The 20,811-nt window shown below is 63.5% G+C and carries 19 protein-coding genes; 14 read left to right on the forward strand and 5 right to left on the reverse strand.

Going from position 1 to position 20,811, the window contains the following annotated elements; genetic code table 11:
- Positions 1-42: 42 nt before the first annotated feature.
- A complete protein-coding gene (locus DJ563_RS05490) occupies positions 43-474 on the forward strand; it encodes a multidrug/biocide efflux PACE transporter (protein WP_186660342.1) in 432 nt (143 codons plus the stop codon).
- A gap of 9 nt (positions 475-483) precedes the next feature.
- Here DJ563_RS05490 and csiR read toward each other — a convergent pair whose 3' ends face one another.
- Positions 484-1,179, reverse strand: a complete 696-nt coding sequence (gene csiR / locus DJ563_RS05495) for a DNA-binding transcriptional regulator CsiR (protein ID WP_047583363.1) — start codon at positions 1,177-1,179, stop codon at positions 484-486.
- Positions 1,180-1,374: 195 nt separating this feature from the next.
- Between csiR and glaH the strand changes: the two genes are divergently transcribed.
- The 4 genes from glaH to DJ563_RS05515 all read left to right on the forward strand — a co-directional run bounded on the left by glaH (position 1,375) and on the right by DJ563_RS05515 (position 6,179).
- The gene (gene glaH, locus DJ563_RS05500; RefSeq protein ID WP_434518984.1) at positions 1,375-2,352 is read left to right on the forward strand and encodes a glutarate dioxygenase GlaH; all 978 of its coding nucleotides are present in this window, start codon (positions 1,375-1,377) and stop codon (positions 2,350-2,352) included.
- Between the two features lie 22 nt (positions 2,353-2,374).
- Positions 2,375-3,625, forward strand: a complete 1,251-nt coding sequence (lhgO, locus tag DJ563_RS05505) for an L-2-hydroxyglutarate oxidase (protein ID WP_047583362.1) — start codon at positions 2,375-2,377, stop codon at positions 3,623-3,625.
- Positions 3,626-3,782: 157 nt separating this feature from the next.
- Positions 3,783-5,174: a GABA permease gene (gabP, locus tag DJ563_RS05510; RefSeq protein WP_434518985.1), complete on the forward strand. Its 1,392-nt coding sequence runs from the start codon at positions 3,783-3,785 to the stop codon at positions 5,172-5,174.
- 111 nt (positions 5,175-5,285) lie between these two features.
- A complete protein-coding gene (locus DJ563_RS05515; protein ID WP_033697531.1) occupies positions 5,286-6,179 on the forward strand; it encodes a PA4780 family RIO1-like protein kinase in 894 nt (297 codons plus the stop codon).
- A gap of 46 nt (positions 6,180-6,225) precedes the next feature.
- Here the strand turns inward: DJ563_RS05515 and DJ563_RS05520 are convergent, their stop codons facing one another.
- Positions 6,226-6,867: a TetR/AcrR family transcriptional regulator gene (locus DJ563_RS05520; protein ID WP_274100191.1), complete on the reverse strand. Its 642-nt coding sequence runs from the start codon at positions 6,865-6,867 to the stop codon at positions 6,226-6,228.
- A gap of 126 nt (positions 6,868-6,993) precedes the next feature.
- On the opposite strand from DJ563_RS05520, the gene DJ563_RS05525 reads away from it, so the two are divergent.
- The 9 genes from DJ563_RS05525 (at position 6,994) to DJ563_RS05565 (ending at position 17,237) form a co-directional block, all read left to right on the forward strand.
- Complete coding sequence (locus DJ563_RS05525; RefSeq protein ID WP_274100192.1) at positions 6,994-9,030, forward strand: NADH:flavin oxidoreductase; 2,037 nt, start codon at positions 6,994-6,996, stop codon at positions 9,028-9,030.
- Positions 9,031-9,126: 96 nt separating this feature from the next.
- The gene (locus tag DJ563_RS05530; RefSeq protein WP_434518986.1) at positions 9,127-10,437 is read left to right on the forward strand and encodes a M24 family metallopeptidase; all 1,311 of its coding nucleotides are present in this window, start codon (positions 9,127-9,129) and stop codon (positions 10,435-10,437) included.
- 24 nt (positions 10,438-10,461) lie between these two features.
- Positions 10,462-11,253: an amino acid ABC transporter ATP-binding protein gene (locus DJ563_RS05535; RefSeq protein ID WP_434519696.1), complete on the forward strand. Its 792-nt coding sequence runs from the start codon at positions 10,462-10,464 to the stop codon at positions 11,251-11,253.
- On the forward strand, positions 11,253-11,894 hold the full coding sequence (locus tag DJ563_RS05540) for an amino acid ABC transporter permease (protein WP_434518987.1): 642 nt from the start codon (positions 11,253-11,255) through the stop codon (positions 11,892-11,894). Before DJ563_RS05535 ends, DJ563_RS05540 begins: the two co-directional genes overlap by 1 nt.
- On the forward strand, positions 11,891-12,556 hold the full coding sequence (locus DJ563_RS05545) for an amino acid ABC transporter permease (RefSeq protein WP_434518988.1): 666 nt from the start codon (positions 11,891-11,893) through the stop codon (positions 12,554-12,556). The genes DJ563_RS05540 and DJ563_RS05545 overlap by 4 nt, the downstream gene beginning before the upstream one ends.
- Positions 12,557-12,590: 34 nt before the next feature.
- Positions 12,591-13,424 carry a substrate-binding periplasmic protein gene (locus DJ563_RS05550; protein WP_274100669.1) on the forward strand — a complete coding sequence of 278 codons (834 nt, stop codon included), beginning with the start codon at positions 12,591-12,593 and terminating at the stop codon, positions 13,422-13,424.
- Positions 13,425-13,580: 156 nt separating this feature from the next.
- Entirely contained in the window at positions 13,581-14,555 is a 975-nt protein-coding gene (hemB, locus tag DJ563_RS05555; protein WP_033697542.1) for a porphobilinogen synthase, read from the forward strand.
- Positions 14,556-14,801: 246 nt separating this feature from the next.
- Positions 14,802-16,304, forward strand: a complete 1,503-nt coding sequence (gene proP, locus DJ563_RS05560; RefSeq protein WP_033697543.1) for a glycine betaine/L-proline transporter ProP — start codon at positions 14,802-14,804, stop codon at positions 16,302-16,304.
- 33 nt (positions 16,305-16,337) lie between these two features.
- On the forward strand, positions 16,338-17,237 hold the full coding sequence (locus DJ563_RS05565; RefSeq protein ID WP_434518989.1) for a LysR substrate-binding domain-containing protein: 900 nt from the start codon (positions 16,338-16,340) through the stop codon (positions 17,235-17,237).
- 55 nt (positions 17,238-17,292) lie between these two features.
- Here DJ563_RS05565 and DJ563_RS05570 read toward each other — a convergent pair whose 3' ends face one another.
- From DJ563_RS05570 to treS, 3 genes are all read right to left on the reverse strand, one after another.
- A complete protein-coding gene (locus DJ563_RS05570; RefSeq protein WP_434518990.1) occupies positions 17,293-17,994 on the reverse strand; it encodes a YoaK family protein in 702 nt (233 codons plus the stop codon).
- A 2-nt stretch (positions 17,995-17,996) separates the two neighbouring features.
- Entirely contained in the window at positions 17,997-18,626 is a 630-nt protein-coding gene (locus DJ563_RS05575) for a riboflavin synthase subunit alpha (RefSeq protein WP_434518991.1), read from the reverse strand.
- 83 nt (positions 18,627-18,709) lie between these two features.
- The gene (treS, locus tag DJ563_RS05580) at positions 18,710-20,776 is read right to left on the reverse strand and encodes a maltose alpha-D-glucosyltransferase (protein ID WP_434518992.1); all 2,067 of its coding nucleotides are present in this window, start codon (positions 20,774-20,776) and stop codon (positions 18,710-18,712) included.
- Between the last annotated feature and the right edge of the window lie 35 nt (positions 20,777-20,811).

Here is a 20,811-nt window from a genome sequence, read left to right on the forward strand (position 1 = left end):
AGAAAATAGAAAGCACGTCTTAAGCAATCGATGGAATTAGTAATGAAAAAGGTCTCTTTCACCGAGCGTATGGTCCATGCGGTGGGTTATGAAGTGTTCGCCGTGCTGCTGTGCGCACCGCTGTTGTCCTGGGTGCTGGGTAAGTCTTTGGCCACCGCAGGCACACTGGCGGTCACCCTGTCGGTAATCGCCATGGTGTGGAACATGGTCTACAACGCAGTGGTCGACCGCTTCGTGCAGACCGAGCGGGTTGACTGGAAAGCCCGGGCGCGCGTGGTGCATGGCTTGGGCTTCGAGGCGGGGTTGGTGGTGTGGTGCCTACCTGTGGCGGCCTGGATGCTGGATATTTCGCTGCTGCAGGCGTTCATGGTCGAGCTGGGCTTCTTTGTGATCATCCTGCCCTACACCGTGGTGTACAACTGGGTGTTCGACAAGCTCCGGCACCATGTGGCCCAGCGCCAGGCAGCGGCCTGAAGGCCGCCGCTACGACCGCCCGATGCCCTCGGTGTGCATGATTTGCGCAATGATCGGCACCGGGGTCATCAGGTGCGAGTGCATCATGGCGCTGGCGCGTTTGGCATCGCGGGCCAGGATCGCCTCGACCAGCGCCGAATGCTCCTGGCGCTTGAGCTCAAGCGCCTGCTCGGAAAACACCGTCTGCGTCAGCCACAAATGGCGGTAACGCTCAGCCTGGTCGAACAGGTAGGTGCGGGCCTGCAGCAGGTGCTTGGAGCCGCACCCCGAGGCGATGGCGGTGTGAAACGCCTTGTGCCGTTCATCCCACACATCCAGCCGTTGCTCGCGGGTTTTCACCTCCACCACTTTGGCCAGGGTATGCGAACAGGCCAGCACCGACGCTTCCCAAGCGTCGTCGCCGCGTTCGATGGCCAGGCTGATGATCATGGCTTCCAGGTTGGCGCGGGCATCGTAGATGTCGTTCATCTCCGCCAGTGACATGGGCGCGACACGGTAGCCTTTCTGGCTGATGACAATCACCAGGTGCTCGGCCACCAACTGCGAAAGCGCTTCGCGCAGCGGCCCCACTCCCAGTTCGTAGCGGTCCTTGAGGGTGCTCATCAAGAGCTTCTCCCCAGGCTTGAACACGCCGCGGATGATGTCCTTCTTGAGCCTCTCATACCCGCTGAATGCTGAGTTTTGTCGGGGAGCGAGCGCTTCCAAAGTCCTGTTCCTCAAAACGTTTTGCCGATCATACCGAAACCGCTGGCGGACGAAAAACAATGGACATACAGGCTGTTTATCTTCGTTTTATAAAAATGTAGACATTTTTAGCGAGTGGCGATATTTTTGCTTCGCCCGCACTGATCCAGATCACGACTGGACCTTGCCATCTCCTTTTTCTGCCAGGACCTAGCCATGAACGCTTTTACGCAGATCAACGAACCTGTGCTGCCACTGCCGCTCGAACCGCGTGGTTACACCATCGCCCCGTCGAAGCAGTCGCCTCGTCTGCTTGAACTGACCTTTGCCCGCGAGACCGTGCAGGCGTTCGTCGAGGCTGTGGCCCAGTGGCCGGTGCAGGCGCTGGAATACAAGTCGTTTCTGCGTTTTCGGGTGGGCGAGATCCTCGACGAGCTGTGCCAGGGCACGCTGCGCCCGGTACTGCTCAACACCATCCTCGACCGCGCCAGCGGCGGGATGCTGATCACCCCGCTGGGGCTGGATGACGTGAGCCAGGCCGAGGACATGGTCAAGTTCACCACCGCCTGTGCGCACCTGATCGGTCGCTCCAACTACGATGCCATGAGCGGCCAGTACTACGCCCGCTTCGTGGTGGTGAACAGCGACAACTCCGACAGCTACCTGCGTCAGCCGCACCGCGTCATGGAGCTGCACAACGACGGCACCTTCGTGAACCAGATCACCGACTACGTGCTGATGCTGAAAATCGACGAAAGGAACATGGAAGGCGGCAACTCGCTGCTGCTGCACCTGGACGACTGGGAGCAGTGCGAGGCGTTCTTCCGCCACCCGCTGGCGCGCCGCGAGATGCGCTGGACCGCGCCGCCCAGCAAGAACGTGGCCCAGGACGTGTTCCATTCGGTATTCGACAACGACGCTGAAGGCCGGCCCACCATGCGCTACATCGACCAGTTCGTGCAGCCGGAAAACTTCGAGGAAGGCGTCTGGCTGAACGCCTTGTCCGAATCGCTGGAGGGCAGCGATAAGAAACTGTCCGTGCCGGTGGCGGTGGGCAGCTTCGTCTTGATCAATAATCTGTTCTGGCTCCACGGCCGCGACCGCTTCACACCGCACGACGGCCTGCGCCGCGAGCTGATGCGCCAACGCGGCTACGTCGCCTTCCCCAAGCCGCTGTACCAGCGCGGCCAGTAAACACGGCGCGGGAGGTAACACTGTGTACGATTTCATCATCATCGGCGGTGGCATTGTGGGCATGTCCACCGCCATGCACCTGATCAAGGTGTACCCGGACGCCAAGATTCTCCTGCTGGAGAAGGAGTCCGGCCCGGCGCGCCACCAGACCGGGCACAACAGCGGGGTGATCCATGCCGGGGTGTACTACACCCCCGGCAGCCTCAAGGCGCGCTTCTGCCTGGAAGGCAACAAGGCAACCAAGGCCTTCTGCACCCAGCACGGCATCGCTTTCGATGAATGCGGCAAGCTGCTGGTGGCCACCAACGACTTGGAAATGCAACGCATGAAGGCGTTGTGGGAACGCACCGCGGCCAATGGCCTGGAGCGCCAGTGGTTGTCGGCCGACGAGCTGCATGAGCGCGAGCCCAATATCGTCGGCCTGGGCGGGATCTTCGTGCCCTCCAGCGGCATCGTCAATTACGCCGAGGTGACGGCGGCCATGGGCCGTGAGTTCCAGCGTGCCGGTGGCGAGATCCGCTACAGCGCCGAAGTGGTCGGCCTCGAGGAGCGCGCCAGCGAAGTGGTCGTGCGTACCCGCAGCGACGAGGTGCACAGCCGCTTCCTGGTCACCTGCTCGGGGCTGATGGCCGACCGCGTGGTGAGCATGCTTGGCATCCGCACCCACTTCGTGATCTGCCCGTTCCGCGGCGAGTACTACTTGCTGCCCAAGCAGCACAACCAGATCGTCAACCACCTGATCTACCCGATTCCGGACCCGTCCATGCCGTTTCTGGGCGTGCACCTGACGCGCATGATCGACGGCACCGTGACCGTGGGCCCCAACGCGGTGCTGGCGATGAAGCGCGAAGGCTACCGCAAGGCCGACGTCAGCGTGGCGGACATGTTCCAGACCCTGACCACTCCCGGCATCCTCAAGGTGTTGGCCAAGAACCTGCGCCCGGGCCTGATCGAGATGAAGAATTCGCTGTTCAAGGGCGGCTACCTCAAGCAGGTGCAGAAGTACTGCCCGAGCATCACCAAGGATGACCTCACGCCTTACCCGGCGGGTGTCCGGGCACAGGCGGTGTCACGCGATGGCAAGCTCATCGACGACTTCCTCTTCGTCAATTCGGCGCGCAGCGTGAACGTCTGCAATGCGCCATCGCCTGCCGCCACCTCGGCCATCCCGATCGGCGCCTACATCGTCGAGAAGGTCTGCGCACAAGTCGCCCTGCAGGGGGGCGGCTTGCCCAAGCCAGACCTGGCTGGCAAGCAGCGCGCTGCCGGCTGAGCAGGCCGGCAACCCCAGCGGATCTGCGTTTCGTTTTACTCAACCCGCCTGGCCCTACTCACCATTTAGGGCCGGGTGGGCTTTTTCGCGCCCGTGTTCGCTAGCCGTGCGTGCTGACGGCCAAGCGCGGGCATGACAAGAACAAGAAGGTAAGGCCATGCAAACAGACAAGAACAATTTGAGTCATGGGTTGAAATCGCGGCACGTCACCATGTTGTCCATCGCCGGGGTGATTGGCGCCGGCCTGTTCGTCGGCTCCGGTCGGGCCATCGCCGAGGCCGGGCCCGCCACCATCCTCGCGTATATCCTGGCCGGTGGGCTGGTGGTGCTGGTCATGCGCATGCTGGCCGAAATGGCGGTCGCCTCACCGGATACCGGCTCGTTTTCCACCTATGCCGACCTCGCCATCGGCAAGTGGGCCGGCTATACCATCGGTTGGCTGTACTGGTGGTTCTGGGTGCTGATCATCCCCATCGAGGCCAACATTGCCGCCACCATCATCAACACCTATGTGCCGCAGATGGAGATCTGGGTGCTGTCGTTGGTGATCACGCTGCTGCTGACGGCCACCAACCTGTTCAGCGTGAAGAACTACGGCGAGTTCGAGTTCTGGCTGGCGCTGGTCAAGGTCATTGCCATCGTCGCCTTCATCATTCTGGGCGCCTGCGCCATTTTCGGCCTGCTGCCCAGCGCCGGCGTCAGCGGTGTTTCGCGCCTGTGGGACACCGGCGGGTTCATGCCCAACGGCTTCGGCGCGGTACTCAGTGCCATGCTGATCACCATGTTCTCGTTCCTTGGGGCCGAGGTGGTGACCATTGCCGCCGCCGAGTCGGACGAGGCGGGCAAGCATATCTCCAAGGCCACTAACTCGGTGATCTGGCGGATCACGCTGTTCTACATCCTGTCGATCTTCATCGTCATCGCGCTGGTGCCCTGGACCGACCCGCGGTTGGCTACCGAGGGCTCCTACGTCACGGTGCTGGATACGCTTGGTGTGCCGCATGCCAAGGCCATCATCGACTTCGTCGTGCTGACCTCGGTCACCAGTTGCCTGAACTCGTCGCTGTACACCGCGTCGCGCATGGTCTATTCGCTGAGCCGTCGTGGTGATGCGCCGGCCTGTGCCCAAGTGACCAGCCGCAGCGGTACGCCGATTGTCGCGGTGCTGCTGTCCACCGGTGCGGCGTTTCTGGCGGTGATCGCCAATTACCTGGTGCCGGCCAAGGTGTTTGGCTTCCTGATGGCAAGCTCCGGCGCCATCGCCTTGCTGGTGTACCTGGTGATTGCCATTTCCCAGCTGCGCCTGCGCAAGCGCCTGACGGCGCAAGGCAAGACACTGAGCTACCGCATGTGGCTGTTCCCATGGCTGACCTGGGCGGTGATCCTGTTCATCAGCAGTGTGCTGGTGGTGATGTTGCTGCGCCCGGACCATCGCCTTGAGGTGGTTTCCACCCTGGTGCTGGCGGTGTTCGTGGTGTGCTCGGGGTTGCTGATCACGCGCCGACGGGCGCGGGTGGCGCCAGGCAGCGCCGTGGGGCAGGGCGCCTAGGCGGCCGGTAACAGACGAACGTTGCATCTCAGACGAGCAAGATCCATCAGGCTGTGAGAGGATGGCCGCCACCTCCACGGCTCGGCCACAGGACCCCAGAACTCAAGCCTGATGAAGACTCCAAAAAGAATCGAACCCCTGATCGAAGACGGCCTGGTCGACGAAGTACTGCGACCTCTGATGAGCGGCAAGGAAGCTGCGGTCTACGTGGTGCGCTGCGGTACCCAGGTGCGCTGCGCCAAGGTCTACAAAGAGGCCAACAAGCGTAGTTTCCGCCAGGCCGCCGAGTACCAGGAAGGCCGCAAGGTCCGTAACAGCCGCCAGGCCCGGGCCATGGCCAAAGGCTCCAAGTACGGCCGTAAAGAGGCCGAAGATGCTTGGCAGAACGCCGAAGTGGCGGCCCTGTTCCGCCTGGCCAGCGCCGGTGTGCGGGTGCCCAAGCCTTACGATTTCCAGGATGGCGTACTGTTGATGGAGCTGGTGACGGACGCCGACGGCGACGCCGCCCCGCGCCTCAACGATGTGCACCTGGAAGCCGAAGAAGCCCGCGAATTCCACACATTCGTCATCCGCCAGATCGTCCTGATGCTCTGCGCAGGGCTGGTGCACGGCGACCTCTCCGAGTTCAACGTGCTGCTCGGCCCTGACGGCCCGGTGATCATCGACTTGCCACAAGCGGTGGATGCAGCCGGCAACAACCATGCCTTCAGCATGCTGCAACGTGATGTGTCGAACATGGCCCATTACTTCGGCCGCTTCGCCCCGGAGCTCAAGGACACCCGCTATGCCCAGGAAATGTGGGCGTTGTTCGAAGCGGGCGAACTGAAAGCGGACAGCCCGTTGACCGGCGTGTTCGCTGACGACGACGAGGAAGCCGACGTGGATGGCGTGCTGCGTGAAATCGAAGCCGCGCGGTTCGATGACGCCCGCCGCCGCGCCGCCTTGGCGGACGCCGAGCGTGGCCCGGTCAAGGGTGAAGAACCCCCTCCGCCCTGGATGCAGTAGTCCATTGGGGCCGCCTGGCGGCCCAACCCTGTGGCGCTGGCGAGGTTCAGTTCGCTGGCGGCACAAACCCGTTGCGCTGGTAGAACCGCTCCAGTTCATGGGCCTCAGGCTCAACCCCGGTGAAAATCCGCAGGTACTCTGGAATGAAGCGCATCCGCAGCGCCAGCGGTTCGTAGGTCTTCATGCTGATGTAGCCGATCTGCGCCAGGTAGATCGAGCGGGCGCGCGTGGCGGCGGCATCCTCGCTGAAGCCGAAGCGGTCGAACATCTGCTTCAGGGCCTCCATGCGCAGGGCGTCGGCCTCGACGATCTCGGCGGCTACCTGTTCCGATTGCAGGGCCCAACTGCGCATGGCGAATTCGAACTGCGAATCGAACAGTTCGCTGTTCAGCCAGCAATCGAACACATTGAGTATCGCCTCGCTGATCGACGCCGCATACGCCTGTGAATGGCTCACCAGGTTGCGGGTGTTCTTGCGCTTCCACTGCTCGATCAGCGCTGCCAGCAACGCCTCGCGGTCCTCGAAGTACCAATAGAAACTGGTGCGGGCAAGATTGAGTTTTTTCGCCAGCGGCAATACCCGCACAGCATCCACCCCCGATTCCTTGAGGGTTTCGTAAGCGGCGTTCAGCCAGCTTTCGAGCGAGCCGCGGGCGGCGAGTTCTGGGGTCTTTGAAGTCATGTTCATGGGCGCATTCTTCCGTATCCATGGCAGGCTGGCAAGCGTAATGTACACCTGTGTCTAATTAATTGACACCTGTGTACATGGGGGCTAATGTCGTTTTTGCCTGATGCCCTGAACGCGAGAACAATCATGTCAAATGACCCGTTGCTTCAGCCGTACCAACTCAAGCACCTCACCTTGCGCAACCGCATCATCACTACCTCCCACGAACCCGCCTACCCCGAAGACGGCATGCCCAAGCAGCTGTACCGTGCCTACCATGTCGAGCGCGCCAAGGCCGGCGTGGCAATGACCATGACCGCCGGCTCCGCCGCCATTTCCCGAGACAGCCCGCCAGTGTTCAACAACGTGCTGGCCTACAAGGACGAGGTGGTCGGCTGGATGAAAGACCTCACCGACGAGTGCCACGAGCATGGCGCGGCGGTGATGATCCAGCTCACCCACCTGGGCCGGCGTACCCGCTGGGACAAAGGCGACTGGTTGCCGGTGGTGTCTTCGTCACACAACCAGGAGCCGGCGCACCGGGCCTTCCCCAAGCGCCTGGAGATCTGGGACATCGAGCGCATCATCAAGGACTACGCCGACGCTGCCGAACGCATGCAGGCCGCCGGGCTCGACGGCATCGAGCTGCAGGCCTACGGCCACCTGATGGACCAGTTCTGGTCACCGCTGACCAACGAGTTGCAGAATGTCTACGGCGGCTCCCTGGAAAACCGCCTGCGCTTCACCTTCGAAGTGCTCGCCGCGATTCGGCAGCGGGTAGGCGACGCGTTCATCGTCGGTATCCGCTACACCGGCGATGAAGTGCTGGCCGGCGGCTTGACCCGGCAGGAAGGCCTGCAGATTTCGCAGTTGCTCAAAAACAGCGGGATGATCGACTTTCTCAACGTGATACGCGGCAACATCGCCACCGACGCAGGCCTTACCGACATCATCCCGATCCAGGGCATGCGCAACGCCCCGCACCTGGACTTCGCCGGCGAGATCCGTTCGCTGACCGGCTTCCCGACCTTCCATGCGGCGAAGATCCCGGACGTGGCCACGGCCCGCCATGCCATCGCCGCAGGCCTGGTGGACATGGTCGGCATGACCCGCGCGCACATGACCGACCCGCACATCGTGCGCAAGATCATCGAAGGCCGCGAAGACCAGATCCGCCCTTGTGTCGGCGCCAACTATTGCCTGGACCGCATCTACCACGGTGGTGCCGCCTACTGCATTCACAACGCCGCCACCGGGCGCGAAACCAGCATGCCGCACGACATCGCCAAGGCGCCGGTGAGGCGCAAGGTGGTCATCGTCGGTGCCGGCCCGGCAGGGCTGGAGGCGGCGCGGGTGGCGGGCGAGCGTGGCCATGAAGTGGTGGTGTACGAGGTGGCCGACAAGGCCGGCGGGCAAATCCGCCTGACCGCGCAGTCCGAGCGGCGCAAGGAAATGATCAGCATCGTCGACTGGCGCCTGGCCCAGTGCGAGCGCCTGGGCGTGACCTTCCACTACAACGTGTGGGCCGACAGCCAGATCATCCTCGACGAGGCCGCCGATGTGGTCATCGTCGCGACCGGCGGGCTTCCCCATACCGAAGTGCTGGAGCACGGCAACGACCTGGTGGTGTCGAGCTGGGACATCATCTCCGGCGACGTGAAGCCTGGGCGCAACGTGCTGGTGTATGACGATGCCGGGGACCATGCCGCCCTGCAGGCCGCCGAGTTCATTGCGCAAAGCGGCGCACGCACCGAGATCATGACCCCCGACCGAACCTTCTCGCCAGAAGTCATGGGCATGAACCTGGTGCCCTACATGCGCACCCTGCAGCAACTGGACACGACCTTCACCGTCACCTGGCGGCTGAAGGCGGTACACAAGGGCGAAGGCGGCCTGCTGGCCAGCATCGGCACCGACTACAGCGAGCTGCGCCAGACTCGGCAGGTCGACCAGGTGGTGGTCAACCATGGCACCCGCCCGCTGGACGAGTTGTATTTCCAGCTGTGCCCGTTGTCCAGCAATGAAGGGGCGGTGGAGTACATGGACCTCATTGCCGGCCGCCCGCAAACCGTGGCCCGGCGCAACGACGGGCGCTTCCAACTGTTTCGCATCGGCGACGCGGTGGCCTCGCGCAATACCCACGCGGCCATCTATGACGCGCTGCGCCTGGTGAAAGACCTCTGATCGGTACGCTGCACCTTAAAACAATAAACCCAGCACCACCCGCTGTTACTGCCCTGGCTCCAACAACGACAACGATATCCAGTGGAGAGTGTAACCATGCACATCGGTACCCAACCGACCGAGCGGCCCTGCCTGCTCGCCCCGTCATCCCTGCAGTTTCGCACCGACGCCAGCGTCACCGGCCATGCCCTGGCGCCGGTAGACAGCGGCCTGCTCGCGGCCCAGGCTGCCATCGACCGCAAGGCCCTGCGCGAATACCGCCTGCAGCGTATTCGCCAGCAACTGCGTGCGCACGACTATGGCGGCATCCTGCTCGCCGACCCGATCAACATCCGCTATGCCACCGACACCAACAACCTTGGCCTGTGGGTGATGCACTCGCCCAGCCGTTATGTGTTCGTGCCCACGGAAGGGCCGGTGGTGCTGTTCGAGTTCACCAGCAGCCGGCACAACAGCGAGCACGTCGAGACCATCGACGAGATCCGCCCGGCGCTGCCCTGGTTGTACTTTCTGGCCGGCCCCAGGGTCGATGAGAAGGCGGCCTTGTGGGCGGCGGAAGTGGCCGAGCTGATGCTGCGCCACAGTGGCGGCAATTGCCGTCTGGCGGTTGACCGTTGCGACCCGTGGGGGGCCGAGAAGCTCAAGGCCAAAGGCATCGCACTGTTCGACGCCCAGCCGTTGATGGAGCAGGCGCGGCTGATCAAGTCCGCCGAGGAAATCGCCAGCCATCGGGTGTCCATGGCCGTGTGCGACCTGGCCATCGCCCGCATGCGGGCCAGCCTGGTGCCGGGTATTACCGAAAACCAGCTGTGGAGCATCCTCCACGGCACCAACGTGGCCCAGGGTGGCGAGTGGGCCGAGAGCCGCCTGCTCAGCTCTGGCCCGCGCACCAACCCGTGGTTCCAGGACGCCACCGACAAAGTCATCGAGGCGGGCGAGATGGTCTGCTTCGACACCGACATGGTCGGCCCCGGCGGTTACCTGTCGGACATCTCGCGCAGCTTCGTCTGCCCTGGCAAACCAGTGACCGGGGCCCAGCGCGCGCTGCTCGACATTGCCTCGCAGCAGGTCAGCCATAACCTCCAGCTGCTGCGCCCGGGGCTTTCATTCCGCGAGTTCGCCGAGCACTGCTGGCCGGTGCCGCAGCGGTTCGAGCACAACCGCTACATGATGATGCTGCACGGGGTGGGCCTGGTCGACGAGTACCCCAGCGTGGCCTACGCCGTGGACTTTGCCGAATGGGGCTACGACGGCCTGTTCGAGGAGAACATGGTGGTCTCGGTCGAGAGCTACATCGGCGAGCAAGGCGGGCGCGAGGGCGTCAAGCTTGAAGAGCAGGTGCTGATCACCGCCCAGGGTGCGGTCAAGCTGTCGAGCACGCCGCTGGTCGACGACGACCGCTATTGAGGGGAGGGCCTGCACATGAACCCGATGAGTATCCCCCTGCGTCAGGTGCCGCCAGTGCCTGCAGTGAAGCCTGCGTTTCTGCGCCTGGAATCGCTTTACAAACAGTTTGGCAAATACGAGGTGCTGCACGACGTCAACTTCGAGATGAGCAAGGGCGAGGTCGTGGCCATCATTGGCCCCAGCGGCTCGGGCAAGAGCACCTTGTTGCGCTGCATCAATCAGCTTGAGCCGCCGACGCGTGGGCGTATCCGCCTCGATGAGCTGGACATCGACGCCACCACGCCGATGGCGCGGGCGGACCTTTTGAAACTGCGCCGGCGTATCGGCATGGTGTTCCAGTCGTTCAACCTGTTCCCGCACCTGACGGTGCTACGCAATGTCAGCCTGGCGCAGGTCCGTACCCTGGGGCGCAGTGAGCGCGAGGCCGATGCGCGCTCGATGCAGTTGCTGGAGCGCGTGGGCCTGGCGGACAAAGCCGGGCATTATCCGGCGCGCTGTTCGGGCGGGCAGCAGCAACGCATCGCCATCGCCCGCGCCCTGGCGCTGGAGCCGCAGTTGATGCTGTTCGATGAACCGACATCGGCACTGGACCCGGAGCTCGGCCTGGAGGTGCTGGCGGTGATGAAGGAGCTGGCCGGGGAGGGCATGTCGATGATCGTCGTGACCCACGAAATGCACTTTGCCGAGACCGTCTCCGACCGCGTGGTGGTCATGGCCGAGGGCCGCATCATCGAACAGGGCCCGAGCGCCCAGGTGATGCGCCAGCCGCGCCATGAACGGGTGAGCAAGTTCCTTCAGGCCGTGAGGAACCGCTGATGAACGATATCCTCATGATGCTGCTGACGGGCGTGCCGTGGACCGTGGGTGTGACCGTGTGTGCCTTTGCCGTCGGTGTGGTGCTGGGGTTCCCGCTGTGTGCGCTGCGCATGTCACAGGTGCCATTGCTGCGAGTACTGGGCGCGGCACTGGTGCTGACCTTGCGTTCGATCCCGCCGATCGTCTGGCTGTTCTTCATCTTTTTCGGCATTGGCGGCGGCTATGTCACGTTGTCGCCCTTTGTCGCGGCGGTGGTCGGCCTTGGCCTGATTACCGCCGCGCAGATGGCCGAGGTCTACCGGGGCGCCTTTGCGGCGATCCCCGATGGCCAGTATGAAGCCGCCCATGTGCTCAACCTGTCAGCGCCGCAGCGCTTCTTCGATGTGGTGTTGCCGCAACTGGTGCGCATTTCCATCCCGACAGCGGCCACCTACGCCATCGGCCTGCTCAAGGACTCTGCGGTGGCGTCGACGCTGGGTGTCGCGGATATCAGCTTCCAGGCGTACCAGGTTTCGCAGCAGACCTTCCAAGGGCTGGGCGTATACAGCGCGGCTGCGCTGGTGTACTTGGTGCTCAGCGTGCCGGTGGCGCTGGCCTCGCGCTGGTTGTCGAGCACCTTGCAACGGAGGATCAGCCTATGAACGCGCTGCTGACACTGTGGGCGCAGTGGTTTCCGGAGTTATGGAAGGGCTTCGTCCTGTCGTTGCAGGTGACCGCCATCAGCCTGCTGCTGGGCATCGCGCTGGGGCTGCTGCTGGCCCTGGGCGTGGGCGCCAGGGGCAAGGCCATACGCTACCCGACGTTGATCATTGTCGAACTGGGGCGGGGTGCCCCGGCATTGATCCTGTTGCAGTACTTCTACTTCGGCCTGCCTTCGGTGAACCTGACCTTGACCTCGTTCTGGGCGGCCGTGCTGGCGTTGGCGTACTGCACGGCGGCGTACACCAGCGAGATCATCCGCGGCGGCATCGAGGCGGTTGCCCGTGGCCAGCACGAGGCGGCTGATGTGATTGGCCTGAACCGGGTCGATGCCCTGCGCTATGTGATCCTGCCCCAGGCCTTGCGGGTGGCGCTGCCGTCGTTGCTCGGCTTCTCGATCATGATGTTCCAGGCTTCTTCGCTGTGTTTCACCATCGCCTTGCCTGAGATCGTCAGCCGCGCCTCGGCCATCGGCTCCTCGACGTTCCAGTACATGCCGGTGCTGGTGCTGGCCGGGCTGATGTACGCGGCAGTCTGCGCGCCGGCCAGCCTGGGCGTGGCTGCCCTGGAGCGACGCTTGGCGCCCGTGCAAACTGCTTGCTGATGCTGCTTTTACATTCACTTCCTGAAAGGTACCCGTGATGAAACCATTCAAGCGCGTTACCCGTTGCCTGAGCCTGTGCCTGGCCCTGGTCGGCAGCGCCCAGGCCATGGCCGAGTGCAAACCCACCCACACGTTCGAAACCCTGACCCCAGGTGTGCTCACCGTCGCGGCCTGGGTCTTCCCGCCGTACTCGATCCCTGGCACCGGCCAGGCACTGGGCGGCGTTGATGGCGAGATCATCAAGCAGATCGCGGCCCGGGAGTGCCTGACCATCAAGGCCAGCGTGCTCGACCCCTCGGCGGCAATCCAGTCGGTGGTCGCCCGCCGTGCCGACGTGGTCATTGGCGACTGGTACCGCACGGCGGAGCGCGGCAAGGTGCTGGGGCTGTCGGCGCCGTTGTACCTGGACGTGATGGGCATCATCTCGCCCCAGGGCTATGCCAAGGTCAGCGAACTGGAGGGCAAGCGCGTGGGGACGGTGCAGGGCTACCTGTGGGTCAGTGACCTGAAGACGGTGTTGGGCGACGACCTGGTGCTGTACCCCAACCCGGTGGCCATGGCCCAGGACCTGGCCTCGGGGCGCATCGAAGCTGGCATCGACAGCCATGCGGTGGCCATCGCCTCGCAGCAGAAAGGGGCGTACAAGGGCGCCAGCATCAAGGTGTCCGAGCCGGATCCACGGGTCAAGGCGACCGAGCAACCGGGGCAGACCAGCATCCCTTACATGCTGAGCAACGTCGAACTGGGCAAGGCGCTGGATGCCAACATCCAGGCGTTGCATGGCAGTGGCGAGATTGCCCGTATACTTGAGGCGCATGGGCTGGATCGGCAGGCGGCAGATGTGGGGGCGCCCCGGTTGGTGGAGTGAAGTGACGTATACCGGCCTCTTCCCGGGTTTACCCGCGAAGAGGCACGGCAAATCCAGGCTATTACCCTTGATGCAAGACACAATCTCTTCATTCAGCCTTTTCACTGGGGCTCAACAGGCATATGGTGTACGCCGTCCATATTCCCTGGAGCTGTCATGTCCAACCGTTTCCCCTCCGTTCGTCCTCGTCGCTTGCGCCAGAACGAATCCCTGCGTTCGATCTTCCAGGAAACCGAGTTCCGCCTTGAAGACCTGATCCTGCCGATCTTCGTCGAAGAAGGCATCGATGATTTCGTGCCGATCACCAGCATGCCGGGTGTCAATCGCATCCCTGAAAAACTGCTGGCGCAAGAAATCGAGCGCTACGCCCGTGCAGGCATCAAGTCGGTGATGACCTTTGGCGTCTCGCACCACCTGGACGAAGTCGGCAGTGACACCTGGAACGAAAACGGCCTGGTGGCGCGCATGGCGCGGATCTGCAAGGACACCGTGCCGGAAATGGTGGTGATGTCCGACACCTGCTTCTGCGAATACACCAGCCACGGCCATTGCGGTGTGGTGCACGACCACGGTGTGGACAACGACGCCACCCTGGTCAACCTGGGCAAGCAGGCCGTGATCGCGGCCGCCGCTGGCGCCGACTTCATCGCGCCATCGGCGGCGATGGACGGCCAGGTCCAGGCGATTCGGGGTGCGCTGGATGCCGCAGGCTTCCATGACACGGCAATCATGGCCTATTCGACCAAATTCGCCTCGTCGCTCTATGGCCCGTTCCGCGAGGCCGGCGGTACCGCCCTCAAAGGCGACCGCAAGAGCTACCAGATGAACCCGATGAACCGCCGCGAAGCCGTGCGCGAATCGTTGCTCGACGAGCAGGAAGGGGCCGATGTGCTGATGGTCAAGCCGGCCGGCGCCTACCTTGACGTGATCGCCGACATCCGCGCTGCTTCGCGCCTGCCACTGGCGGCCTACCAGGTCAGTGGTGAATACGCGATGATCAAGTTCGGCGGCCTGGCCGGTGCCATCGATGAAGGGCGCGTGATGCGTGAAAGCATCGGTGCCATCAAGCGGGCGGGTGCCGACCTGATCCTGACCTACTTCGCCATGGACCTGGCGCGCGAAGGTATCTGATAGGGCCGCCTGCCTTGTGGGAGCGGCCTGTAGGAGCGGCCTTGCGTCGCGAAAGGGGCGCGTAGCGGCCCCAGGTTCTGTGGCGCAGCAAAAATCGCCGGGGCCGCTACGCAGCCCTTTCGCGACGCAAGGCCGCTCCTACAGGCCCCAGCCCGCGCTGAAATCACAAAAATTCATTAAGCGCTGAATTATTTAGTGTCCCTTAGTCTCTGATGCCATAGAGCATTCAGCGACAGGGATATAAGCATGAAATCTCGCAAGAAAAGCGTCAAACCGATCGGCCTGAAAGACATCACCATCGTCGACGACGCCAAGATGCGCAAAGCGATCACCGCCGCCGCCTTGGGCAACGCGATGGAATGGTTCGACTTCGGCGTTTATGGCTTCGTCGCCTACGCACTCGGCAAGGTGTTCTTTCCCAACGCCGACCCCAGCGTGCAGATGATCGCCGCCCTGGCCACGTTCTCGGTACCCTTCCTGATCCGCCCGCTGGGCGGGTTGTTCTTTGGGGCACTGGGCGACAAGTTCGGCCGGCAGAAGATTCTCGCCGCCACCATCGTGATCATGTCGTTGAGCACCTTTGCCATCGGCCTGATACCGTCCTATGCCTCGATCGGCATCTGGGCGCCGATCCTGTTGCTGCTGGCCAAGATGGCCCAGGGCTTCTCGGTAGGCGGTGAATACACCGGGGCTTCGATTTTCGTCGCCGAGTACGCGCCCGACCGCAAGCGCGGCTTCCTCGGCAGTTGGCTGGATTTTGGCTCCATCGCAGGGTTTGTTCTCGGTGCGGGCGTGGTGGTGTTGATTTCCACCGTGCTGGGCGAGGAGCAGTTCCTTGAGTGGGGCTGGCGCCTGCCGTTCTTCCTGGCCTTGCCGCTGGGCATCATCGGCCTCTACCTGCGCCACGCGCTGGAGGAGACACCGGCATTCCAGCAGCACGTCGAAAAGCTCGAACAAGGCGACCGCGAAGGCCTGGCCTCCGGCCCCAAGGTGTCGTTCAAAGAGGTGGCCACCCAGCACTGGCGCAGCCTGGTGACCTGCGTTGGCGTGGTGATCGCTACCAACGTCACGTACTACATGCTGCTCACCTATATGCCCAGCTACCTGTCGCACAACCTGCACTACAGCGAAGACCACGGGGTGCTGATCATCATCGCGATCATGGTCGGCATGCTGTTCGTGCAGCCGATCATCGGGCTGCTCAGTGACAAGTTCGGGCGCCGGCCTTTCATCATGGTCGGCAGTGTCGGCCTGTTCGCGCTGGCCATCCCGGCCTTCATGCTGATCAACAGCGGCGTGCTCGGGCTGATTTTTGCCGGGCTGCTGATCATTGCCGTGCTGCTGAACTTCTTCATCGGCGTGATGGCCTCGACATTGCCAGCGATGTTCCCCACGCACATTCGCTATAGCGCCCTGGCCAGCGCGTTCAACATCTCGGTACTGATCGCCGGCCTTACCCCGACCCTGGCCGCCTGGCTGGTAGAAAGCACGGGCAACCTGTACATGCCGGCCTACTACCTGATGGTGATTGCGGCCGTCGGCCTGGTCACCGGCCTGACCATGAAGGAAACCGCCAACAAACCCCTGCGCGGCGCAGCACCTGCCGCGTCGGACATCGAGGAAGCACGCGAGCTGCTGCAGGAGCATCACGACAATATCGAGCAGAAAATCGAAGACATCGACACGCAGATTGCAGAGCTTGAGGCCAAACGCAAATTGCTGGTGCAGCAGCACCCGCGTATCGAGTAAGGTACAAGGCCCTTTACTCAGTAGATAATTTATATGGCCGAGGGCTTTTCGGCGCTACCGCCACTCAATGGCTTGCGGGTGTTGGAGGTGGTATCACGCCACCTCAACTTCCGCCTGGCAGCGGACGAGCTGGGGGTTACCCAGGCGGCGGTGGCGCAGCAGGTTCGCGGGCTGGAGGCGAACCTTGGGGTCAAACTGTTCGAACGGTTGCCCAGGGGCCTGAGCCTTACCGGCGCTGGCCAGCGCTACAGCGCCGATATCCGCAGTGCGTTCGCCTTGATCGCCTCGGCTACCCAGGCGCTGCGCCCCGATGCGTCCCACCTGACGGTCAGCGTTACGCCCACCTTTGCGGCGAAGTGGCTGATCCCTCGGCTGGCGTCACTTGCCCATGACCACCCCGATATCGACCTGCAGGTACTGGCCACTGATCGCCTCTCGCAGTTCCGCCCTGAGGGCGTGGACATCGCGGTGCGCTACGGCCGCCCACCGTTCGGCCCTGCCTTGCATGTCGAGCCTTTCCTCAAGCAACGCATCGTTGCCGTGGCAAGCCCTGGGCTGCTAGCGCAACTGGGCAAGCCGACTTCCCTTGACGACTTGCACCGCTTCGCGCTGCTGCACGATGCGCACAATTTCTGGCCAACCTTTATCGGCGAGGTCTTTGCGCAGCCGCTGCTGGCCGGGGCCAAGAATGTGCGCTTCAACCAGACATCGTTGGCGATCGATGCTGCAGTTGCCGGGCAGGGGCTCGCCTTGGCCAGCGACTTCTTCGTACGCAACGACATTGAAGCAGGGCGGTTGGCCTTGGTGTTCGAGCAGCAATTGGTACTGGAGCAGGCGTTTTACCTGGTCTGGCCGCGCAATGCCTATCAAGCGCCAGCACTGGAGAGGGTGCGCAGCTGGTTGTTGCAACAGGCGCAGGCATCTGGTCAGTAGTTTTTCTATCGTCTATTGCATCAAGGTCGATGGCCGTATCACGCGCAGCATCTGATCAGCGTGGCATGTAGCCCAGTTGCCATGAGCGCGGAATGAACCGCGTCACCAGGGCCAGCAGGCACGCCAGCGCGCAACTGCCCGCCAGTGCTTGGAGGCCCAAGCGGTGCTCCAGCCAGGCGCCAAGGGCGGCGCCCAGCAGCATGCCGGCCCAAGGCACCAGCTGCACCCGCCAGCCATTGCGCCGCTCGCCCAGCACCCAGCGGCCCAGGCCACGGCCGAAACGGGACAGGGCACCGGTGACATACGTCAGGCCGATGGGCAGGCCATTCACCTGTTCGACCACCGCATTGATCATGCCCATGGCCAGCGTTGCCGCAAGCAACGCCGGAAAGGTCGCGGCCAGCGGCCAGGCCGCAGCGCCACCCAGCAGCCCCGCGACCACCAGCAGTACCGGCCAGGCGCGGCGCCGAAAGCTGCGGGCCAGCATTACACCCAGGGCATTACCGGCGACGAAGCCGAGTACCGCCCCGCTCAGGCGCAGCACCATGGCCGCATCCGCCTCACTGATCGCGACGGCCAGGCGGGTGGTGTTGCCGCTCATGAACGAAACAAAGTCGCCCAGGGCCAATAGGCCGATGGCATCGGTCATGCCGGCCAGCACCGACAGCCCGGCCACCAGCCCCAGGCCCACCCGGCCTCGCAGGCTGCGCAGTTTCAGCCGCCGCGCACTGTGCGATGTCAAGGCGTTGGGCAGCATGCTCAGGGCAACAGCTTTTCGCGGGCCAGGGTACCCTTGAGGGTGCGTTCGACCACATCGACCAACACCATGGTCTGGTGGTCCACTTCGATGTTCAGCAGATCGCCGGCCTTGTAGTTGGCGAAGGTGGTCTGGCGCAAGGTTTCGGGGATCAGGTTGATGGTAATGACGTTGTCTTCGACATCAGCGACGGTCAGGCTGCAGCCGTTCACACCAAGGAACCCGCGGGGGAACACGTACTTGGCCCACTCGGGCGGCATGCGGAACTTGATGAACGCACCGTTCGGCTCGATCGACAGTTCGACGATCTCGGCGGTGGTGGCGATGTGGCCCGCCATCAAGTGGCCGCCGATCTCGGCGTTCATCTTGGCCGAGCGTTCGATGTTCACACCCTGGCCAGCCTTCAAGCAGCGCAGGTTGGTGCGCTCCAGGGTGGCGTTCATGGCGTCGAATTTCACCTCGGTGCCGTCGATCTCGGTGACCGACAGGCAGGTCCCCTCGACACTGACGCTGGCGCCGATCTTGAGTTCGTCGAGCAGCTCCGGGGTGAGGTCGAGGGTGAACTGCTTGTGGCCTGGGTAGGTGTTCACCGCAAGCAGAGGGCGGACGGCCTGGACGATGCCGGTGTACATGGAAGTTGCTCCTGGGCACGGGAAAATGAAGTCACCCGGAAACTAAGCCTGTGAAGCGGTAAAAGCAAGGTGGCCGCGCCCGTTCAGACATGCCCGCTGCTGTTCACGATGCGCAGGCACAGTGCCTCGTAAGGGTCCAGGTTCACCACCAGCCGCCCATCTTCGGTCAAGTCGCCCTCGACCGTTTCATTGATCATGTCCACCACCGGCCCCGGCGTGAAGCCGGTCAAGTGCAGCGCTTCGCTGATCACCGTCTGGCCAAAGTTCAGCGCGCTGATCTGCACCCCGCGCCCGGCCGGCAGCTCGTGCACCATCACCAGCAACCCAGGGCTGCTGACCTCGGGCACCAGCACCTGGCGGCTGGTGGCGATACCGTAGGCCTGGCGCACGGCAAGCAGCTTCTTCACCTTGCTGGCGAATGAATCGGGGTGTTCCAGCTGGCTGTCGAGGCTGCCGTAAAGCGCGCGGGCACGGGGCATGCCACGCACCGACGTCTCGGCGTGCGGGGCAAGGCCGGCCAGGTCGTAGCCGCCGCGGTGAATCCAGCGGGTGTCGCCATCGAGCATGCGTTCTGCTACTGCCTCGGCGGGCAAGGGCAGGGCACCGACCAGGTCCCAGCCGGACAGCGCCACCACGCCAGGCTGCATGGCGTTGTACATCACCAGCAGCAGGTGAATCTTCTGGATGCGCTCGATATCCGCTGCGTTGATCTGATCGAGGTCGCGGATGCCAAGGGCGGCAGTGATCAGGCTGGCGGTGGTGCAGGCGATGCCGTTGGTGACGAAGCGCAGGTTGTAAGGGGCATGTTCGCCCGACAGACGTTCGTAGATTTCTTCGCGAATGTGCTCGCGCAGGATGTTGCCGGGCAGGGTCTGGCCCTTGTACAGGTACATGTCGTGGGCGTGCAGGGTCCAGAAGTGCACCAGTTCGACGGTCAGCTCGTCATGGTTCTGCAGGGCGTGGATCAACGAAGCCGGGTCGATGCCGAAGCCGTGCATTTCCTTGAGCATCAGGCGCAGGAATTCGGTGTCGCCGGTCAGCAGCGCGTGCTGGTAGGCCGGGCGGGTGATGAAGTCGTAGGACAGGTCGGCGCCGCCCTTGGACATCAGGGCAATGTCGTCGATCGTCAGGTTCAGCTCCTGGAAGCTGAAACCGCCCGCCTTGCGAATCATGCCGCCAATCAGCTGGTTGCCGACGATCGACAGGGGGTGGCTCTCGGACCAGGCAGTGCCCTCAAGGCGGGTTTCCACTCCGAGAAAACCATTGGCGTCCAGGCGCAGGCCGCGCGCGCCAATGCAGTCCAGCGCATGCAGGGCATCGCCGATGATCATCTGCTGGGCGGCAAACGTCGGGTCAAGCCAGTTGAGCGACGGCTGGCCCTCCTTGAAGTAGTGCAGGTACACCCAGCGCCGGGTCTTGCCGTCGACGCCGGTGACCGGCGGGGTGGCGCTCCAGTCGGTCTCCTTGACCCCAGGTTCGAAGAAGATCACCCGCTGCAACTGGCCGACGATGTAATGGCGTGCCTTGAGCGCATCGCACACGGCCGGCAACAGGTTGACCGAATCGCGCCCTGCGGGTACGTCGGGCAGCAGCGGCCAGTCTTCCTCGCGCACCTCGACCATGTGGTAAAGCCCCGGGTAGGCGCCGTGGGCCAGCTCTGCCAGGCGGAAGTCGGCGCCTTTGCCAGTGTGCGAGGGGATCAGGTCATCGATGGTCACGGCGTTGTGCGCCGCGGCCATGCGGCTCATCTGGATCAGATCCTGCTCGCTGCCGTAGAGCGGGTCGATGTCGAAGCTGATGCGGTCGAAGTTGCCGTCCACGCTGGGGGTGAACTCGCGGCCGCGCACACCGCCAGACTGCTTGATCGGGCCGGTGTGCACGCCTTGTATGCCGATCTCCGACAAGCGCTTCCACAAGGCTTCGTGGGCCAGGGCCGAGAGCACCGAGCAGTCATCGGGGGCGATGATGGCGTCGGGGTAGACGGTGAGCCACACCGAGGCGATCTCGGTTGCGCGGCGGGGCTGGGCCTCGGCATAGGGGTTTTGCCACAGGCGCGATTGCCCCGAATACAAAAGGGCCCGCTGCTGGGAGGCCTTGAGCATGGAACGGTCTTCGAGCCACTGGATGTATGACGGGTCTGGTTGAGTCATCTCGCGTCCTCTCTGCGTGTCGGCACCGGCCACAG

It is taken from the genome of Pseudomonas sp. NFX1 (genome assembly GCF_051123555.1).
GTDB classification, from domain to species: domain Bacteria; phylum Pseudomonadota; class Gammaproteobacteria; order Pseudomonadales; family Pseudomonadaceae; genus Aquipseudomonas; species Aquipseudomonas capeferrum.

Coding starts and splice junctions, on each gene's coding strand:
- DJ563_RS05535 (WP_434519696.1), top strand. CDS start 10,462: ATGAGTATCCCCCTGCGTCAGGTGCCGCCAGTGCCTGCAGTGAAGCCT.
- gabP (WP_434518985.1), top strand. CDS start 3,783: ATGCAAACAGACAAGAACAATTTGAGTCATGGGTTGAAATCGCGGCAC.
- DJ563_RS05540 (WP_434518987.1), top strand. CDS start 11,253: ATGAACGATATCCTCATGATGCTGCTGACGGGCGTGCCGTGGACCGTG.
- DJ563_RS05490 (WP_186660342.1), top strand. CDS start 43: ATGAAAAAGGTCTCTTTCACCGAGCGTATGGTCCATGCGGTGGGTTAT.
- DJ563_RS05525 (WP_274100192.1), top strand. CDS start 6,994: ATGTCAAATGACCCGTTGCTTCAGCCGTACCAACTCAAGCACCTCACC.
- glaH (WP_434518984.1), top strand. CDS start 1,375: ATGAACGCTTTTACGCAGATCAACGAACCTGTGCTGCCACTGCCGCTC.
- hemB (WP_033697542.1), top strand. CDS start 13,581: ATGTCCAACCGTTTCCCCTCCGTTCGTCCTCGTCGCTTGCGCCAGAAC.
- DJ563_RS05530 (WP_434518986.1), top strand. CDS start 9,127: ATGCACATCGGTACCCAACCGACCGAGCGGCCCTGCCTGCTCGCCCCG.
- proP (WP_033697543.1), top strand. CDS start 14,802: ATGAAATCTCGCAAGAAAAGCGTCAAACCGATCGGCCTGAAAGACATC.
- DJ563_RS05520 (WP_274100191.1), bottom strand. CDS start 6,867: ATGAACATGACTTCAAAGACCCCAGAACTCGCCGCCCGCGGCTCGCTC.
- DJ563_RS05575 (WP_434518991.1), bottom strand. CDS start 18,626: ATGTACACCGGCATCGTCCAGGCCGTCCGCCCTCTGCTTGCGGTGAAC.
- DJ563_RS05565 (WP_434518989.1), top strand. CDS start 16,338: ATGGCCGAGGGCTTTTCGGCGCTACCGCCACTCAATGGCTTGCGGGTG.
- DJ563_RS05545 (WP_434518988.1), top strand. CDS start 11,891: ATGAACGCGCTGCTGACACTGTGGGCGCAGTGGTTTCCGGAGTTATGG.
- DJ563_RS05570 (WP_434518990.1), bottom strand. CDS start 17,994: ATGCTGCCCAACGCCTTGACATCGCACAGTGCGCGGCGGCTGAAACTG.
- DJ563_RS05515 (WP_033697531.1), top strand. CDS start 5,286: ATGAAGACTCCAAAAAGAATCGAACCCCTGATCGAAGACGGCCTGGTC.
- treS (WP_434518992.1), bottom strand. CDS start 20,776: ATGACTCAACCAGACCCGTCATACATCCAGTGGCTCGAAGACCGTTCC.